The 14872-nt window shown below is 71.6% G+C and carries 15 protein-coding genes, 2 tRNA genes and 1 other RNA gene; 6 read left to right on the forward strand and 12 right to left on the reverse strand.

Going from position 1 to position 14872, the window contains the following annotated elements:
* Window positions 1-277 precede the first annotated feature (277 nt).
* A complete protein-coding gene (locus ACIBCT_RS19155; RefSeq protein WP_399190222.1) occupies window positions 278-1411 on the forward strand; it encodes a hypothetical protein in 1134 nt (377 codons plus the stop codon).
* 84 nt (window positions 1412-1495) lie between these two features.
* Here the strand turns inward: ACIBCT_RS19155 and ACIBCT_RS19160 are convergent, their stop codons facing one another.
* From ACIBCT_RS19160 to ACIBCT_RS19180, 5 genes are all read right to left on the reverse strand, one after another.
* On the reverse strand, window positions 1496-2563 hold the full coding sequence (locus ACIBCT_RS19160) for an aspartate-semialdehyde dehydrogenase (RefSeq protein WP_399190224.1): 1068 nt from the start codon (window positions 2561-2563) through the stop codon (window positions 1496-1498).
* Entirely contained in the window at window positions 2560-3834 is a 1275-nt protein-coding gene (locus tag ACIBCT_RS19165) for an aspartate kinase (protein WP_399190226.1), read from the reverse strand. The genes ACIBCT_RS19160 and ACIBCT_RS19165 overlap by 4 nt, the downstream gene beginning before the upstream one ends.
* 91 nt (window positions 3835-3925) lie before the next feature.
* Window positions 3926-4459 (reverse strand): DUF5063 domain-containing protein, encoded by a 534-nt coding sequence (locus ACIBCT_RS19170; RefSeq protein WP_344892581.1) that lies wholly within the window; start codon window positions 4457-4459, stop codon window positions 3926-3928.
* Entirely contained in the window at window positions 4452-5051 is a 600-nt protein-coding gene (recR, locus tag ACIBCT_RS19175; RefSeq protein ID WP_399190228.1) for a recombination mediator RecR, read from the reverse strand. The genes ACIBCT_RS19170 and recR overlap by 8 nt, the downstream gene beginning before the upstream one ends.
* A gap of 3 nt (window positions 5052-5054) precedes the next feature.
* Window positions 5055-5408, reverse strand: a complete 354-nt coding sequence (locus tag ACIBCT_RS19180; RefSeq protein ID WP_344892575.1) for a YbaB/EbfC family nucleoid-associated protein — start codon at window positions 5406-5408, stop codon at window positions 5055-5057.
* Between the two features lie 348 nt (window positions 5409-5756).
* Between ACIBCT_RS19180 and ACIBCT_RS19185 the strand changes: the two genes are divergently transcribed.
* Window positions 5757-7292 (forward strand): GAF domain-containing protein, encoded by a 1536-nt coding sequence (locus ACIBCT_RS19185; protein ID WP_399190230.1) that lies wholly within the window; start codon window positions 5757-5759, stop codon window positions 7290-7292.
* A 114-nt stretch (window positions 7293-7406) separates the two neighbouring features.
* Here the strand turns inward: ACIBCT_RS19185 and ACIBCT_RS19190 are convergent, their stop codons facing one another.
* Both ACIBCT_RS19190 and ffs read right to left on the reverse strand, forming a co-directional pair.
* On the reverse strand, window positions 7407-9731 hold the full coding sequence (locus ACIBCT_RS19190) for a DNA polymerase III subunit gamma and tau (RefSeq protein ID WP_399190232.1): 2325 nt from the start codon (window positions 9729-9731) through the stop codon (window positions 7407-7409).
* Window positions 9732-9760: 29 nt separating this feature from the next.
* Window positions 9761-9856: signal recognition particle sRNA small type (gene ffs / locus ACIBCT_RS19195), an RNA gene on the reverse strand.
* 83 nt (window positions 9857-9939) lie between these two features.
* On the opposite strand from ffs, the gene ACIBCT_RS19200 reads away from it, so the two are divergent.
* A tRNA-Ser gene (locus ACIBCT_RS19200) sits at window positions 9940-10028 on the forward strand.
* Window positions 10029-10171: 143 nt separating this feature from the next.
* Here ACIBCT_RS19200 and ACIBCT_RS19205 read toward each other — a convergent pair.
* Window positions 10172-10696, reverse strand: a complete 525-nt coding sequence (locus ACIBCT_RS19205; RefSeq protein ID WP_399190234.1) for an RICIN domain-containing protein — start codon at window positions 10694-10696, stop codon at window positions 10172-10174.
* A gap of 277 nt (window positions 10697-10973) precedes the next feature.
* Here ACIBCT_RS19205 and ACIBCT_RS19210 point away from each other — a divergent pair, with 277 nt between their 5' ends.
* Both ACIBCT_RS19210 and ACIBCT_RS19215 read left to right on the forward strand, forming a co-directional pair.
* Entirely contained in the window at window positions 10974-11843 is an 870-nt protein-coding gene (locus ACIBCT_RS19210; RefSeq protein WP_399190236.1) for a neutral zinc metallopeptidase, read from the forward strand.
* Window positions 11844-11910: 67 nt separating this feature from the next.
* Window positions 11911-12213 (forward strand): type II toxin-antitoxin system VapB family antitoxin, encoded by a 303-nt coding sequence (locus ACIBCT_RS19215; RefSeq protein ID WP_344892560.1) that lies wholly within the window; start codon window positions 11911-11913, stop codon window positions 12211-12213.
* A gap of 128 nt (window positions 12214-12341) precedes the next feature.
* Here ACIBCT_RS19215 and ACIBCT_RS19220 read toward each other — a convergent pair.
* From ACIBCT_RS19220 to ACIBCT_RS19235, 4 genes are all read right to left on the reverse strand, one after another.
* Window positions 12342-12431 (reverse strand) — tRNA-Ser (locus tag ACIBCT_RS19220).
* A 24-nt stretch (window positions 12432-12455) separates the two neighbouring features.
* A complete protein-coding gene (gene tadA / locus ACIBCT_RS19225) occupies window positions 12456-12935 on the reverse strand; it encodes a tRNA adenosine(34) deaminase TadA (RefSeq protein WP_399190238.1) in 480 nt (159 codons plus the stop codon).
* 67 nt (window positions 12936-13002) lie between these two features.
* Entirely contained in the window at window positions 13003-13494 is a 492-nt protein-coding gene (locus tag ACIBCT_RS19230) for a tRNA adenosine deaminase-associated protein (RefSeq protein ID WP_399190240.1), read from the reverse strand.
* Window positions 13495-13510: 16 nt separating this feature from the next.
* Window positions 13511-14020, reverse strand: a complete 510-nt coding sequence (locus tag ACIBCT_RS19235) for a tRNA adenosine deaminase-associated protein (protein ID WP_362798659.1) — start codon at window positions 14018-14020, stop codon at window positions 13511-13513.
* A 188-nt stretch (window positions 14021-14208) separates the two neighbouring features.
* Between ACIBCT_RS19235 and upp the strand changes: the two genes are divergently transcribed.
* Window positions 14209-14847 carry a uracil phosphoribosyltransferase gene (gene upp, locus ACIBCT_RS19240; protein ID WP_344892551.1) on the forward strand — a complete coding sequence of 213 codons (639 nt, stop codon included), beginning with the start codon at window positions 14209-14211 and terminating at the stop codon, window positions 14845-14847.
* Window positions 14848-14872: the final 25 nt, after the last annotated feature.

The following is a 14872-nucleotide window of genomic DNA, read 5'->3' on the forward strand; positions in this document are numbered from 1 at the left end:
GAGCCGACACGCGCCGGACAGCACCGTGGCCCGGGGCCGCCCGGCCTCGGGCACGGCGGACGCCCGCGGACCGCTGTCCGTCGCGCCGTACGCGACCGGCCCGTGGAAGGTCGCCCGGCACCGGTCATCGGAACTGTACCGCCAGGCGGCCGTCCGGCACGGAGAGCTGAAGGGAGAGGCCGTGTCCTCCCTCGCGGTTCCCCGGACATCGGCACGGAACCGCCGGGACCGGTCGAACCGGCCGGATCGTCCCGGCCGGACGAGACAGTCCAAACCGGTGGCCCGGACGAGCGGGCCCGGCAGCGACGGGGCCGCGCCGCGCGCGGGCGGCGGAGCGCCGAAGACCTCCTCGCCGGAACGGAAGGTCCCTCCGGTCGCGAAACAGGCACCGCGCGAACAGGCGCCCTCCGGCACGACCGCACCCGACCGGCGGACGGCCGCCAAGGGCACGCCGCCCGCGGGGACCACCCCGTCGCAACGACGACCGGCCGTCGTCCCGGTCGCCGCGCAGGCCCAGGCGCCCCGGGCACGGCAGGGCGAGCCGGCCGCGGCCCCGCCCCCCGCGGTCACGGTGAAGGAACCGCCCGCCGCCGGGAAGGCCCCCGCCGCCGGGAAGGCCCCCGGCAAGACCACCGCGAAGAGCGCAGGCAAGGCCACCGCGAAGGCCACCGGAAAGAGCGCCACGAAGAGCGCCGGGAAGACCACCGCGAAGGTCCCCGGGAAGACCTCCGGCGCGACCACCGCGAAGACCACCGGCGCGGTCGCCGCGAAGACCACCGCGAAGATCACCGGCGCGGCCACCGCAAAGACCACCGGGAAGACCTCCGGCGCGGCCACCGGGAAGGTCGCCGCAAAGACCACCGGCGCGGCCACCACGAAGACCACCGGTAAGACCAGCGGGAAGGTCGCCGGGACCACCGCGGCCACGGCCGCCGGGAAACCCGCTCAGGCCGCCGGGAAACCGGCCGAGGCCCAGGCCTCCGAGGCGCAGCAGGTCCAGCGGCAGCGTTCCCTGAGGCTCCAGCAGACCGATGCCGAGCAGCTGCTGCGCCAGGCGGGCCTGCGCTGGACCTCCTCAGGGGGGTGCTCGAACCGCCAGGGGCGCAACTGCACCTCGTTGCAGGCCGTGCGGAGCGGCACCATCTCCAGCGCCATCGACCTGAAGCGCCGTAGCGGCTGCCGCCTGGTGGTCACCGGAGGCACCGAGGTGGGCCACGCCCCGGGACCGTACAGCCACTTCGCCGGTTACAAGCTGGACATCAAGCCCAACGCCTGCATCAACCGGTACATCAAAAAGAACCACCCGAAGCAGGGGGTCCGGGGCGACGGAGCACGCCTGTACGGCGAGGAGGGAGCGTCAGAGCCCCTGTACGCCCGCGAGGCGGATCACTGGGACATCCTGTTCCGCTGACCCGCGCCGGCCCGTCGGTCCCGCGAGCCGCGCCTCACGCGAGGGCCGTGCGGCGGCGCCGGGTGCCGCCGCACGGCCGGGAGGTCACGCGAACTCGGCCGCGACCAGCTCGGCGATCTCCGCCGCGTTCAGGGCCGCGCCCTTGCGGAGGTTGTCGCCGCAGACGAACAGGTCGAGCGTGTTGGGGAAGTCGAGCGCCTGGCGGATCCGGCCCACGTAGGTGGGGTCGGTGCCGACCACGTCCGCCGGGGTCGGGAAGACGCCGTTGGCCGGGTCGTCCATCACGACCACGGTCGGGGCGGCCTCCAGGATCCGGTGGGCGTCGGCGACCGTGATCTCCCGCTCGAAGGTCGCGTGCACGGCCAGCGAGTGGGTGGTGATCACGGGGACGCGGACGCAGGTCGCCGAGACCTTCAGGTCGGCGATCCCGAGGATCTTCCGCGACTCGTTGCGGAGCTTGAGCTCCTCCGACGCCCAGCCGTCCTCCTTGAGCGAGCCCGCCCACGGCACGACGTTGAACGCCACCGGCGCCGGGAAGGGCGACTCGGCGTCCCCCAGCCTGTTCTGCAGGGCCTTGCGCACGTCCCCGGCGCTCTGCCCGACCGTCCGGTCGCCCGCCAGCGCCTCGACCTCGTCGTAGAGGCGGGCCGAACCGGCCACGCCCGCGCCCGAGACCGCCTGGTAGGAGGCGACGACCAGCGCGTTCAGGCCGTACTGCTCGTGCAGGGCACCCATCGCGGCCATCATCGACAGGGTCGTGCAGTTGGGGGTGGAGATGATCCCCAGGGGCCGCGTCCGGGCCGCCTCCGGGTTGACCTCCGGCACCACCAGGGGGACCTCGGGGTTCATCCGGAAGGTGCCGGACTTGTCGATGACGACGGCGCCGCGTCCGGCGGCGATCGGCACCCACGTCGCGGAGACCTCGTCCGGCACGTCGAAGATCGCGATGTCGACGCCGTCGAAGACCTCGGGGGTCAGCTCCTGGACGACGACGTCCTCGTCGCGGACCCGCAGGACCTTGCCGGCCGAGCGGGCGGACGCGACGAGCCTGATCTCGCCGTACACGTCGTCGCGGCTGGAGATGATGTCGCGCATCACGGTGCCGACGGCACCGGTGGCGCCGATCAGGGCGAGGGTCGGCTTGCGGCTCATCGTCCGGTACCTCCGTAGATCACGGCTTCCACCTGGTCGGCGTCGAGGTCGAACGCGCGGTGCGCGGCGCCGACCGCCGTGTCCACGTCGTCCTGTCCGACGATCACCGAGATGCGGATCTCCGAGGTGGAGATCATCTCGATGTTCACCCCCGCGTCGGCGAGGGCGGCGAAGAACATCGCGGTCACGCCGGGGTGCGAGCGCATGCCCGCGCCGATCAGCGAGACCTTGCCGATCTGGTCGTCGAAGAGCAGCGACTCGAAGCCGATGCGCTCCTGGATCTTCTTCAGTGCGGTGAGCGCCGTCGAGCCGTCGCTGGTGGGCAGCGTGAAGGAGATGTCCGTCCTGCCGGTCGTGGCCGCCGACACGTTCTGCACGATCATGTCGATGTTGACCTCGGCGTCGGCGAGCGTTTTGAAGATCGTCGCAGCCTCACCGACCTTGTCGGGCACCCCGACAACAGTGATCTTGGCCTCGCTCCGGTCGTGCGCGACGCCGGAGATGATCGGCTGCTCCATCTCTTTTCCTTCGCTGTCGGGGTCGGAGACGACCCACGTGCCTTCCTTGCTGCTGAACGAGCTTCTGACGTGGATCGGCAGGCCGAAGCGGCGAGCGTACTCGACGCAGCGCAGGTGCAGGATCTTCGCCCCACAGGCCGCCATCTCCATCATCTCGTCGTAGGAGATCCTGGGGATCTTACGGGCCGCCGGGACGATGCGGGGATCGGCGGTGAAGACGCCGTCCACGTCGGTGTAGATCTCGCACACGTCGGCTTCCAGGGCGGCGGCCAGGGCGACCGCGGTGGTGTCGGAGCCGCCCCTGCCGAGGGTGGTGATGTCCTTGGTGTCCTGGGAGACGCCCTGGAACCCGGCCACGATCGCGATCTGGCCGTTGTCGAGCGCCCCGCGGATCCGGCCGGGCGTCACGTCGATGATGCGCGCGCGGCCGTGCGAGGAGTCGGTGATCACGCCGGCCTGGGACCCGGTGAAGGAGCGCGCCTCCTGGCCGAGGTTGGCGATGGCCATCGCCAGCAGGGCCATCGAGATGCGCTCGCCCGAGGTGAGCAGCATGTCGAGCTCGCGGCCCGGGGGCAGCGGTGAGACCTGCTGGGCGAGGTCGAGCAGTTCGTCCGTGGTGTCGCCCATGGCCGAGACGATCACCACGACGTCGTTGCCGGCTTTTTTCGTCGCGACGATCCGCTGGGCGACCCTCTTGATGCAGGACGCGTCGGCGACGGACGAACCACCGTACTTCTGAACAACGAGCGCCACGAGATGTCTCCGAAGCAATCTAGGGCTGTGGAGCTCACAGTCTACTGGCGCCCTACCGGGGGGCTCGTGATTTAGCCCAGCATGTGGACGATCAGACGGTTGTGCGCTCCTCGGCCACGTCCAGGCGCGTATGGGCGACAAGCGCCTGGAGTGCCCGCATCGCCGCTCCGGCGTGGTTGCCCCAGGTGTTGAAGTAGGAGTACTGCCACCACCACAGGGCCTCCAGCGGACGGCCGGCCTTGTAGTGCCGCAGGCCGTGCAGCAGGTCGGCGGCCACCGCCGTCAGGTCGTCGGAGAGGCGGTAGGGGGTGACCACGGTGTCCTTGTACGGGTCGAAGACCTCGGCGTAGTCGTCGACGGGGCCCAGCCGCTCGGCGAGCGCCGTGCGGACGGCGTCGACGTCCGGGTCCTCGCCCAGGTGCGGTTCCCAGTTGCCCGACAGGATGACGTCCCGGCTCGCTCCGAGCTGTGCCCCGGCCGAGCTGACCTGGCCGACCTCCACCAGCAGCAGCGGCAGGATGGCGTCACCGCCCTCGCCGCCCGCCAGGCGGGTCAGGCCGTCGATGTAGTTCTCCGCGTGCTCGGCGATCCGTTCCGCGAGAGCGCTCCAGGGGTCGTCAGACATCGAGGAGCCTCCTTCCTTCGAAAGCGCGGCCCAAGGTGACCTCGTCGGCGTACTCGAGGTCACCGCCTACCGGCAGACCGCTGGCCAGTCGTGTCACTTTCAGTCCCATCGGCTTGACCAGACGGGCGAGGTAGGTCGCCGTCGCCTCCCCCTCGAGGTTGGGGTCGGTGGCGAGGATCAGCTCGGTGACCTGGCCGTCCGCCAGGCGGGTCATGAGCTCCCGGATGTTCAGGTCGTCGGGGCCGATGCCGTCGATCGGGCTGATCGCCCCGCCGAGCACGTGGTAGCGACCCCGGAACTCGCGGGTCTTCTCGATGGCCACCACGTCCTTGGACTCCTCGACGACGCAGATCACGTGGAGATCGCGCCTGGTGTCGCGGCAGATCCGGCACTCCTCCTCCGCGGCGACGTTGCCGCAGACCCGGCAGAAGCGGACCTTGTCCTTGACCTCCAGCAGGGCGTGCGCGAGCCGTTTCACGTCGGCCGGTTCCGCGGCCAGCAGGTGGAACGCGATGCGCTGCGCGCTCTTGGGACCGACGCCCGGCAGCATGCCCAGCTCGTCGATCAGGTTCTGGACGACCCCTTCGTACATGACCTAGAACCCGGGAAGCTGGCCGAGCCCGCTCCCACCGCCCAGCCCCTGTGCCAGGGGACCGAGCTTCTCCTGCTGAAGGTCGGCCGCGGCGCGCACGGCGTCACGGATGGCGGCGATGACCAGGTCGGCGATGGTGTCGGCCGTCTCCTGCGGATCGCCGGGATCGACGGCCTCGGCACTGATCTTGAGTTCGAGCAGCTCGCCCCCGCCGTTGACGGTGGCCACCACCAGGCCGCCGCCCGCGGTCCCCTGGACCTCCGCGTCGTTCAGCTCCTGCTGGGCGCTCACAAGCTGCTGCTGCATGAGCTGTGCCTGCTCCAGCAGCTGCTGCAGGTTGACATCCCCTGGGTTCACCGTGGTGTGCTCCTCGTCCGTGGCATCGGTCGTCACGAGCCTACGGGGTCCGGGCCCGGTGTTGTACTGGAGGCCACACGCCTTCCCGGGGAGGAGAGGATAAACCTCTGTCGGGCCCCGGCCCCCCTCCAGACGTCCGGGACCCGACGGCGCGCCGCCGGAGCGGCCGCACACGGCGACGCGCGATCAGAAAGCTAACGGGTCGCACGTTGCACACACGTTGCGATCGTTCACTCACCCTTCGCACGCCCTGTTCGGCCGAAACGGTTGCGGGCGCGCGCCGGAGCACCGATGCTTCGGCCATCGGCTTGTTCCGGGGGGACCATCGGCTTTTTCCAGGGGGGATGTGTGGGCCACGGCCATCCGAGAGCCGTCCAGACGGCCGGACCCGACTCCTACGCGGCGCGGCTGCGGCGCCTGCACGAGGCCGCGATGGCCGCCCGGGCGCGGGCGGACGAGCAGGCGGGCAGGGGGACGGGGCGGGGGCCGCAGGACGGCACGACGGACCAGCGGCCCAGAGGGGTGATCTCCGCCTCCTGGCGGCGCTGCCTGGCGGCCGGCATCGACCCCGAGGCCGGATCGGCCCCGCTCGCCTTCGAGGGCGAGGACATCCGGCAGGTCCGCTCCGCGCATCCGATGAGCAGGCTGCTGCCGGTGATCACCGAGACCCTCCTGGAGGCCGTCACGGCCGACGACCAGATCCTGCTCGTCACCGACGCCGCCGGCAGGGTGCTCTGGCGCGACGGGAGCCACCGGACGATGGCACGTGCCGACGAGGTGGGGCTGTCCGCGGGTTTCGACTGGAGCGAGAGCGCGATCGGCACCAACGGTCTGGGCACCGCGCTGGCGGCCCGGCGCCCCCTCTACGTCTTCTCGGCCGAGCACCTGGTCAGGGCGCTGCACGTCTGGTCCTGCTCGGCCGCGCCGATCATCGATCCGGACAGCGGCGAACCGCTGGGCTGCGTCGACGTCAGCGGCATGACGCGGGCCATGCGCCCGGCGAGCGTCGCGCTCGTCGAGGCCACCGCCCGGCTGGCCGAGAGCCGGCTCACGCTGCGCATGCTCGAACGCGACCAGCGGCTCAGGCGCCGCCACGACAGGCACCTGAGCGCGCTGCGCGGCGAGCCGGGGGCCCTGGTCACCGCGACCGGGCGGATCATCGCCGGCGACGACGCGCTGCAGTGGGCGGGCCACCGCGTCCTGCCGCCGGAGACGGGTGACCGGGTGGTGCTGCCCGACGGGCGGAGCGCCTTCCTGGAGGCGCTCGGCGACGGCGGTTTCCTGCTGCGTCTGGCGGGCCGGGGCCGCCCCCCCGTGCTGACCCTGTCCTTCCTCGGTGCCGACCACCCCTCGGCGTACCTGGACGGGACGCGCCTGCCGCTCTCCCTGCGTCACGCCGAGATCCTCGCGATGCTCGTCCTCAACCCCGGCGGGATGACGGCCGACCAGCTCTCCTTCCACCTGTACGGCGACGCCGGGAACCCGGTGACCGCGCGCGCCGAGATCCATCGCCTGCGCGCGCAGCTCGGCCGCGCCATCGTGGCCAAGCCCTACCGGCTGGACTGCGCGGTCGAGGCCGACTTCGTGGAGCTCAAGCGGCTTCTCACGACGGACGAGACCACCGCGGTCGCGCGGGCCTACCGCGGCCCCCTGCTGCCGCGCTCCGAGGTGCCCGCGCTGCGCCGCGAGCGCGAGGAGCTGGAGGGTCAGGTACGGGCCCGCCTGCTGCGGTGGGGCGGGCCGGACGCCCTGTGGGCGTACGCCGAGACCGAGCGCGGCAGGAACGACGTCCAGATCCTGGAGCGTCTCGTCGCCATGCTGCCCCGTCACGATCACCGCGCGGTGGCCGCCGGGATCCGTATCGGCGACGCCGGCCCACCCTGACGGCCACGGACGACACGGACGGCCGCGGACGGCACAGACAGCACAGACGGCCGCGGAGGCGGTGCCCGGCCTTCCCGGGAGAGGCCCGGTGTTCCGGGGAGGGCGCCGGGGCCCTCAGGTGTGGTCGATCTCCTCGATGATCTGGCCACCGAGCTCGCGCTGGATGAGGGCCATGCCGGTCAGCGCGTCGACGTCGGCGTCCGCGTCGTTCAGCGGGTCGACCTCGTCGGCGTCGGGGGCGGTGCCGCGCGAGGCGCGGCCGGGCACGGCGTCCGGCCAGGCCGCGGCCTTGGCGCCGTTCTTGCCCGGCGCCCTGGGGCCGGTCTGCGCCGCGGCCTTGGCGGCCGATCGGGCGGCGGCCAGCCCGGGACCGGGCGGGGGAGGCGATCCGGGGTCCTCCGGCATCGGCTCGTCCGGCCAGGACTCGTCCGTGGGGGACGAGACCGGCCGGGCGGGCGCCTCCCGTACCGCCGCGGGCGGTGCCTCGGCGGGGGCCTGCGGCGGCTGCGGTGCCCGCTGCCGGTCCGCGGGCTGCTGGGGGGCGTCCGGGCGGAGCGGTGCGGGCTGGGACGGGGCGGGCTGAGGGGTGACGGGCGGGGGGGAGGGCCGGCGCGGGGCCGGTGCGCGTCCCCCGGCCGACGGGGCGGGACCGCCGCCGACGACGGCCTCGACCTTCCAGGTGCCGCCGAGGACCTCCTTCAGGACCTCCGCGACGACCGCGTCCTTGCCGCCGCCGGTGAAGTTCCTCATGGCGCCGACCTGGGTGAACCCCAGGGTGACGATGTTGCCCTCGACCCCGGCGATCTGCGCGTTGGTGTTGACGTTGGCCCACACGACGATGCTGCGCCGCTTGAGCGCGGCGAGCACCTGGGGCCACGCCTGCTGCACCGTTCCGGTGGCGGAATCCGGGACGGCACCCGGGGCGGGCTCGGACGGCCCCGACGGCCCGGCCTCGTCGGCGGTGTCCGCCACCGCGCCGGCGGGCTGCTGGACGGGGGGCCGAGCCTGCTGTTCCTGGGCCGCCTGTTCCTGGGCCGCGCCGGGCCGGACCGTCTCGGGCCAGTCGTCGTCCGCACCGCCCGCGCCCTGGTCGGGGACGGGCGCCGTGGCCGCGGGCGCCTGCGACGGCTGCGGCGGGGGCGCCGTCTGGACCGGGGGCGCGGGTGTCTGGACCGCAGGTGCGGACGCCGGGGTCACGGCCCGCGGGGCCGGTGCCCGCGTGACGGCGGAGGCCGCGGGAGCGCCGGGGGCCCGCGAGATCGCGGGGCCGGCCGAGGCGGCGACCCCGCCCTGTTCCAGCCGTTCCACCCTGGCGAGCAGCGCGGCCTCGCCCTCGGCGGCCCCGGGGAGCAGGATCCTGGCGCACATGAGTTCGAGCAGCAGCCGGGGCGAGGCGGCCCCGCGCATCTCGGTCAGGCCGGTGTTGAGGATCTCCGCGGCGCGGGTCAGCTCGGCCGGGCCCATCGAGCCCGCCTGTTCCTGCAGGCGCTCCAGCTCGTCCGCGGGCCTGTCGAGCAGCCCGCTGGTGGCCGCCTCGGGCACGTTGGCCAGGATCACCAGGTCGCGGAAGCGCTCCAGCAGGTCCATGGCGAACCGGCGCGGGTCGTGACCGCCCTCGATCACCCGGTTCACCACCTGGAAGGCGCGCGCGCCGTCACGGGCGGCGAAGGCCGCGACCACGTCGTCGAGCAGGTCGCCGTCGGTGTAGCCGAGCAGGGAGACCGCGCGGGCGTAGGTGATGCCCGCCTCGTCGGACCCGGCGTACAGCTGGTCCAGGATCGAGAGCGAGTCGCGGGCCGAACCTGCACCGGCCCGCACCACCAGCGGGAGCGCGGCGGGCTCGAAGGGGACCTTCTCGGAGGTGAGGATCTCCTCCATGAGCGTGCGCAGCGCGGCCGGCGGGATCAGCCGGAACGGGTAGTGGTGGGTCCGGGACTTGATCGTCCCGATGACCTTCTCGGGTTCGGTGGTGGCGAAGACGAACTTCAGGTGCGGCGGGGGCTCCTCGACGAGCTTGAGCAGCGCGTTGAACCCCTCCCGGGTCACCATGTGCGCCTCGTCGATGATGTAGATCTTGAAGCGTGACGACACCGGTGCGAAGAAGGCCCGCTCGCGCAGGTCGCGCGCGTCGTCCACGCCTCCGTGCGAGGCGGCGTCGATCTCGATGACGTCGAGGTGGCCGGGACCGGTGGGCGCCAGGGCCACGCAGGACTCGCACTGCCCGCACGGGTCGGGGGTCGGGCCCTGCTCGCAGTTCAGCGAGCGGGCCAGGATGCGCGCGCTGGACGTCTTGCCGCACCCGCGAGGTCCGCTGAACAGGTAGGCGTGGTTGATCCGTCCGCTGCGCAGAGCCTGGCGCAGCGGCTCGGTGACGTGTTCCTGGCCCTTGACCTCGGCGAAGGTCCCGGGCCGGTACTTGCGGTACAGCGCAAGACTCATGCGGCGATCCCACCTGGAGGGGCCTGAAACGAAGAGACCCCTCGCACACCCGCCAGAGCCCGCTTATCCTTGCTGCCTTCCGGCCCTGGGGAGGTTCACAGGATGACGCCGCGCGAGGGGTCGGCCCCCAGTCTAACCTCAGATTCGAGTGGTCGGTGTCGGAAAATCGATGGTCCGTGCACCCCGAAAGTTGGGTAAGCTTCTCGACGGAGGATTCGCCTAGTTGGCCTAGGGCGCACGCTTGGAAAGCGTGTTGGGGGCAACCCCTCAGGAGTTCGAATCTCCTATCCTCCGCCAGCACCACCAGCCGTAACACGAAAGCCCGCTCCACCTCGGAGCGGGCTTTCGTGCGTCAGGGTCTCGGTCGGCCTGTTCGGAGGGCTTTTCGCTCCCGTGCGGCGCCTCTTCCGGAGCGACGGCCGCGGACGGCTCCCGCGCGGTCAGGCCAGGGTGTCCTTGACCTTGATCAGACCGTCGTCGATCACGAACTTCTGGTTGGTGTTGCTCAGACACTGCCACAGGTAGGCCTTGGTGAGATTGGTCCGGGCGTTGCTGACGTCCAGGCACATCGGGGTGGCGGAGGCGAGGGTGTCCTTGAGGGCGATCTCTCCCTTCCTGACGACCCAGATCTGGTTGGTGTTGTTGTTCTGGCACTGCCACAGGTAGACCTTGGTGAGATTGGTCCGGGCGTTGCTGGCGTCGAGGCACATCGGGGTGGCGGAGGCCAGGGTGTCCTCAACCTTGATCGTGCCGTTGTCGATCACGAACTTCTGGTTGGTGTTGCCCAGGCATTCCCACAGGTAGACGTGGGTGAGATTGGTCCGGGCGTTGCTGGCGTCCAGGCACACGGCGGGTCCCGCCACGGTGCGGCCGACGGGCGCGGCGGCCGCCGCGGGCAGGACGGTGACCGTGCTCGCGGCGATGACGGCGGCCGCGCCGGACAACAGACGACAGGTGAGCGACATGGTTCCTCCCAGGAAAGATCGACAGAACTCGATCACGTTCTCATAACGAATCGCAGTCGATCAATCACCGTCGGTGAGCGACACGTCGCGTGCGCCGTCACTTCGCGCCGGCCCTCCGACCCGGGGTCGCGGGGTGAGGGAGCGAGCAATCCCGATTTCGGGACTAATCCCCATAAAGGGGTACATAAGACGGCAGGCCACTCATCCCCCATCCGGCATGTCAGGCCTTTCTCAGGGCAGGGGAAGCGCCCCAAGCGGATCGAAGGGACGTCGGGCGATGGATTTCAAGGACGATGTCCAGCTGGACAACTCGCAGGTCGAGAGTCGCGGCAGGGGCAGGATCCCCGGTGGCGGCCTGGCCGTCGGCGGTGGCGCGGCCGGGATCATCGCGCTCATCGTGGCGCTGGTGTTCGGGGTCGACCTCGGAGGCATCACCGGCGGCGGCGGTGGCGGCGAACCCGCGGCCGTGGGCCCGAGCTCCGACCTGTCCGCCCAGTGCAAGACCGGACAGGACGCCGACCAGAACGAGGAGTGCCGGGTGGTCGGCGTCGTCAACAGCATCCAGGAGTACTGGCCCAAGGCCGTCCAGGGGTACGAGCCGGCCAAGACCGTGATGTTCTCCGGACAGGTCAGCACCGCCTGCGGGGACGCCGACTCCGCGGTCGGGCCGTTCTACTGCCCGGCCGACCGCCAGGTCTACCTCGACCTCAGCTTCTTCAAGGAGCTGGAGAGCAAGTTCGGCGCCAAGGGCGGCCCGTTCGCCCAGGCGTACGTCATCGGGCACGAGTACGGCCACCACGTGCAGAACCTGCTCGGCACGAACGCCAAGGCGCAGCAGGGCGACCAGCAGGGACCCCAGAGCGCCTCGGTCCGGCTGGAGCTGCAGGCGGACTGCTACGCGGGGGCCTGGGCCAAGAACGCCTACGAGACCGGCCTGTTCGAGAAGCCGTTCACGAAGACGGACATCGAGGAGGCGCTCAGCGCCGCGTCGGCCGTGGGTGACGACAGCATCCAGGAGCGGACCCAGGGCCGGGTCAACCCCGAGGGCTTCACCCACGGGACCTCGGCGCAGCGCGTCAAGTGGTTCACCACCGGTTACGAGGGCGGAGACCCCGCCAAGTGCGACACCTTCGCCGGGAGCATCTGAGGGCCCCGCGAGCTGGGATGCGAGGCCGACAGGGCGAAGGGCGGGATTCTCTCCTAAACTACGTACTGTGATCTTCAAGCTGATCGGCGATGAACGGCCCTATCCCGCGCACGGCCTCTCGCACCGAGAGTGGGCGCAGATACCGCCCCGGCAGGTCCGGCTCGACACGTTGATCACCACGAAAGCGGTGCTCGACCTGCACTCCCTGCTGGCCAAGGACTCCACGTTCTACGGCGACCTGTTCCCGCACGTGGTGCAGTGGCGCGGCGAGCTGTACCTGGAGGACGGCCTGCACCGAGCCCTGCGCTCGGCCCTGCACCAGCGCTCGGTCCTGCACGCCCGCGTCCTGGACCTGCCCGAGCAGGGCTGAGCCCTCACCGGAGGGCACGGGGGAGTCTTCGCCGGAGGCGGCCCGGGTCTGCACCGGAGGGCACGGGCCTGTATCGAGAGGCGCGCAGACGACGAAGGGCCCCCGCGCTCGCGGGGGCCCTTCTCGTGTGGCGGTGGAGGTGGGATTTGAACCCACGGATAGGTTGCCCCATCACACGCTTTCGAGGCGTGCGCCCTCGGCCACTAGGCGACTCCACCGCGGAGCAGCTTACCGGATAACCGCTATTGCTCGCGCATCCGGCGAGCGGTGAAGAACCCGGTGAGAACCGATGCGCACTCCTCGGCCAGGACGCCTCCGAGGACCTCGGGGCGGTGGTTGAGGCGACGGTCCCTGAGCACGTCCCAGAGCGAACCGGCCGCACCCGCCTTGGCGTCCTCGGCGCCGTAGACGACGCGGTCGACCCGGGCCAGCACGGCGGCCCCCGCGCACATGGTGCAGGGCTCCAGCGTGACCACCAGCGTGCAGCCGGTCAGCCGCCACTGTCCGCGTGCCCGCGCGGCCTGACGCAGGGCGAGGATCTCGGCGTGCGCGGTGGGATCGACCGAGGTCTCCCTGTCGTTCCCCGCGCCCGCGAGCACCGAGCCGTCCGGGCCGAGGACGACCGCGCCGACGGGCACCTCGCCGCGGGCCCCGGCCTCGGCGGCCCGCTCCAGGGCGACCCGCATCTGCCGCGCGTACCCGGCGGGCGCCTCGCCGGTCATCACGCGTCCGGCGGGACGGCCGGAAGGGCGACCGGCGTCCCGGCCGCCGCGCCCGCCGCGGGCGTCGTCACCGCAGCCGGTCGAGCTCGTCCGCGAAGGCCAGCCGCTCGGCGATCACCGAGAGCGTGTCCCCGGGGAGCGCGCCCTCCTCCATGCTGAGCTCGACGAGCTCGTCGGAGCTCAGGCCGAGGTCCTCCAGGAGCTCGAAGTCGCCCGCGGGCCGTACGCCCAGGTCGGGGGTGTCCTTGTCGACCGCCACCCCGGCGAGCTCGGTCAGCAGCTCGCCCAGGCCGTCGGAGAGGCCGGCGTGGACGTCGGACAGGAACGCGCGCGGCTCCAGGTCACCCTGGTAGCGGACGATCGCGAACCACTCGTCCTCCACCTCCACGCAGAGCAGCGCCAGCTCGTCGCCGGTGAGCCCCAGGTGCTCCTGGACGGCGTCGCCGAGGTCGTCGACGAGTTCGGCCTCGCCGAGGTCGACCTCCGCGCCGTTCCAGCCGTCCGCCGTGCGGACGAAGGCTGCGGAGAACACGCTGTTGCCGGATGGTGTGGAGGGCATGGCCGATCTCCCGGGTTCAACCGAACACAGAGTCGATGGCGCGCTCGAACGGCTCGGAGAACCCCAGCCGCGCGGCGATGCTGGACAGGACGTCCTCGGGCAGGAGGTCGATGTCCCCGGACAGGATGCCCAGCTCCATCTCGTCGAGACCGAGGTCCGCGAAGATCGAGAGGTCGCCCGCGGGGAGGGCCGTCTCCTCGTCCTGGAGGATCGCGTCGAGCTCGTCCTCGTCGGGGACCGGCACGTCCAGGTACTCCAGCGCCTGCTGAGCGAGCGGGAAGTCCCAGGACGCGGCGATGTCGGAGAGGAAGACCTCGACCCTCTCGCCGAACACCCGTAGCGCCACGAAGAACTCATCCCCAACGGCGACCAGGCCAATCGTGCCGCTCATGCTCGGCTGCTGGCGAAGGGCGTGGATGAGACCCTCGAGGTCGGATGTGAGCGCCACCGGGAGCATCTCCGCTTCCCAGCGGTCGTCCTCGCGGTAGATCACGATGGCAAAGTCCAGCGAGTCTTCGTCTGACATGGCCATCCCCACCGAATGCTTTCTCTACGGAGGTCAATGCTTTCAGAAGCGGGACACCCCCGTAGGCCTCTCCGACCAAATTGTGATCAAATCCGAGTGAGCGGGTGATGTCGAACGGACACCCGCCGGACGCGTGCCGGGGAACCCGGCTCGTCGCCGGTCACCGGCCCAGGATACCTTTGGCCACCATGGAAACCCTGGTCGTCGACCACCCCCTGGTGGCCCACAAGCTGACCGCGCTGCGGGACGTCACCACGGACTCGCCCACGTTCCGGCGTCTCGTCGACGAGCTGGTCACCCTGCTGGCCTACGAGGCGACCAGGCAGGTCCGCGTCACCGAGCTGTCGGTGCGGACCCCGGTGGCCCCGGCCACGGGGGTGCGGCTGGCGCAGCCGTACCCGCTGGTGGTCCCGATCCTGCGGGCGGGGCTGGGGATGCTGGAGGGCATGACCCGGTTGCTGCCCACGGCCGAGGTCGGCTTCCTCGGGATGATCCGCGACGAGTCCACGCTGCAGGCGCAGACCTACGCCACCCGGCTGCCCGACGACCTGTCGGGACGGCAGGTGTACGTGCTGGACCCGATGCTGGCCACCGGGGGCACCCTGGCCGCCGCGATCCGGTTCCTCTTCGACCGGGGCGCCGACGACGTGACCGCGCTCTGCCTGCTGGCCGCGCCCGAGGGCATCGCCCACCTGGACGAGGCCTTCGCCGGGACCGGCAGGCCGATCCGCCTGGTGACCGCGGCCCTGGACGAGCGGCTCAACGAGCACGGCTACATCGTCCCCGGCCTGGGCGACGCCGGGGACCGCCTGTACGGCGTGGTCTGACCCCCTCACCCTTCGCGGGATCGAC

Origin of the sequence: Streptosporangium sp. NPDC050855 (genome assembly GCF_044456585.1) — a bacterium.
Classification (GTDB): domain Bacteria; phylum Actinomycetota; class Actinomycetes; order Streptosporangiales; family Streptosporangiaceae; genus Streptosporangium; species Streptosporangium longisporum.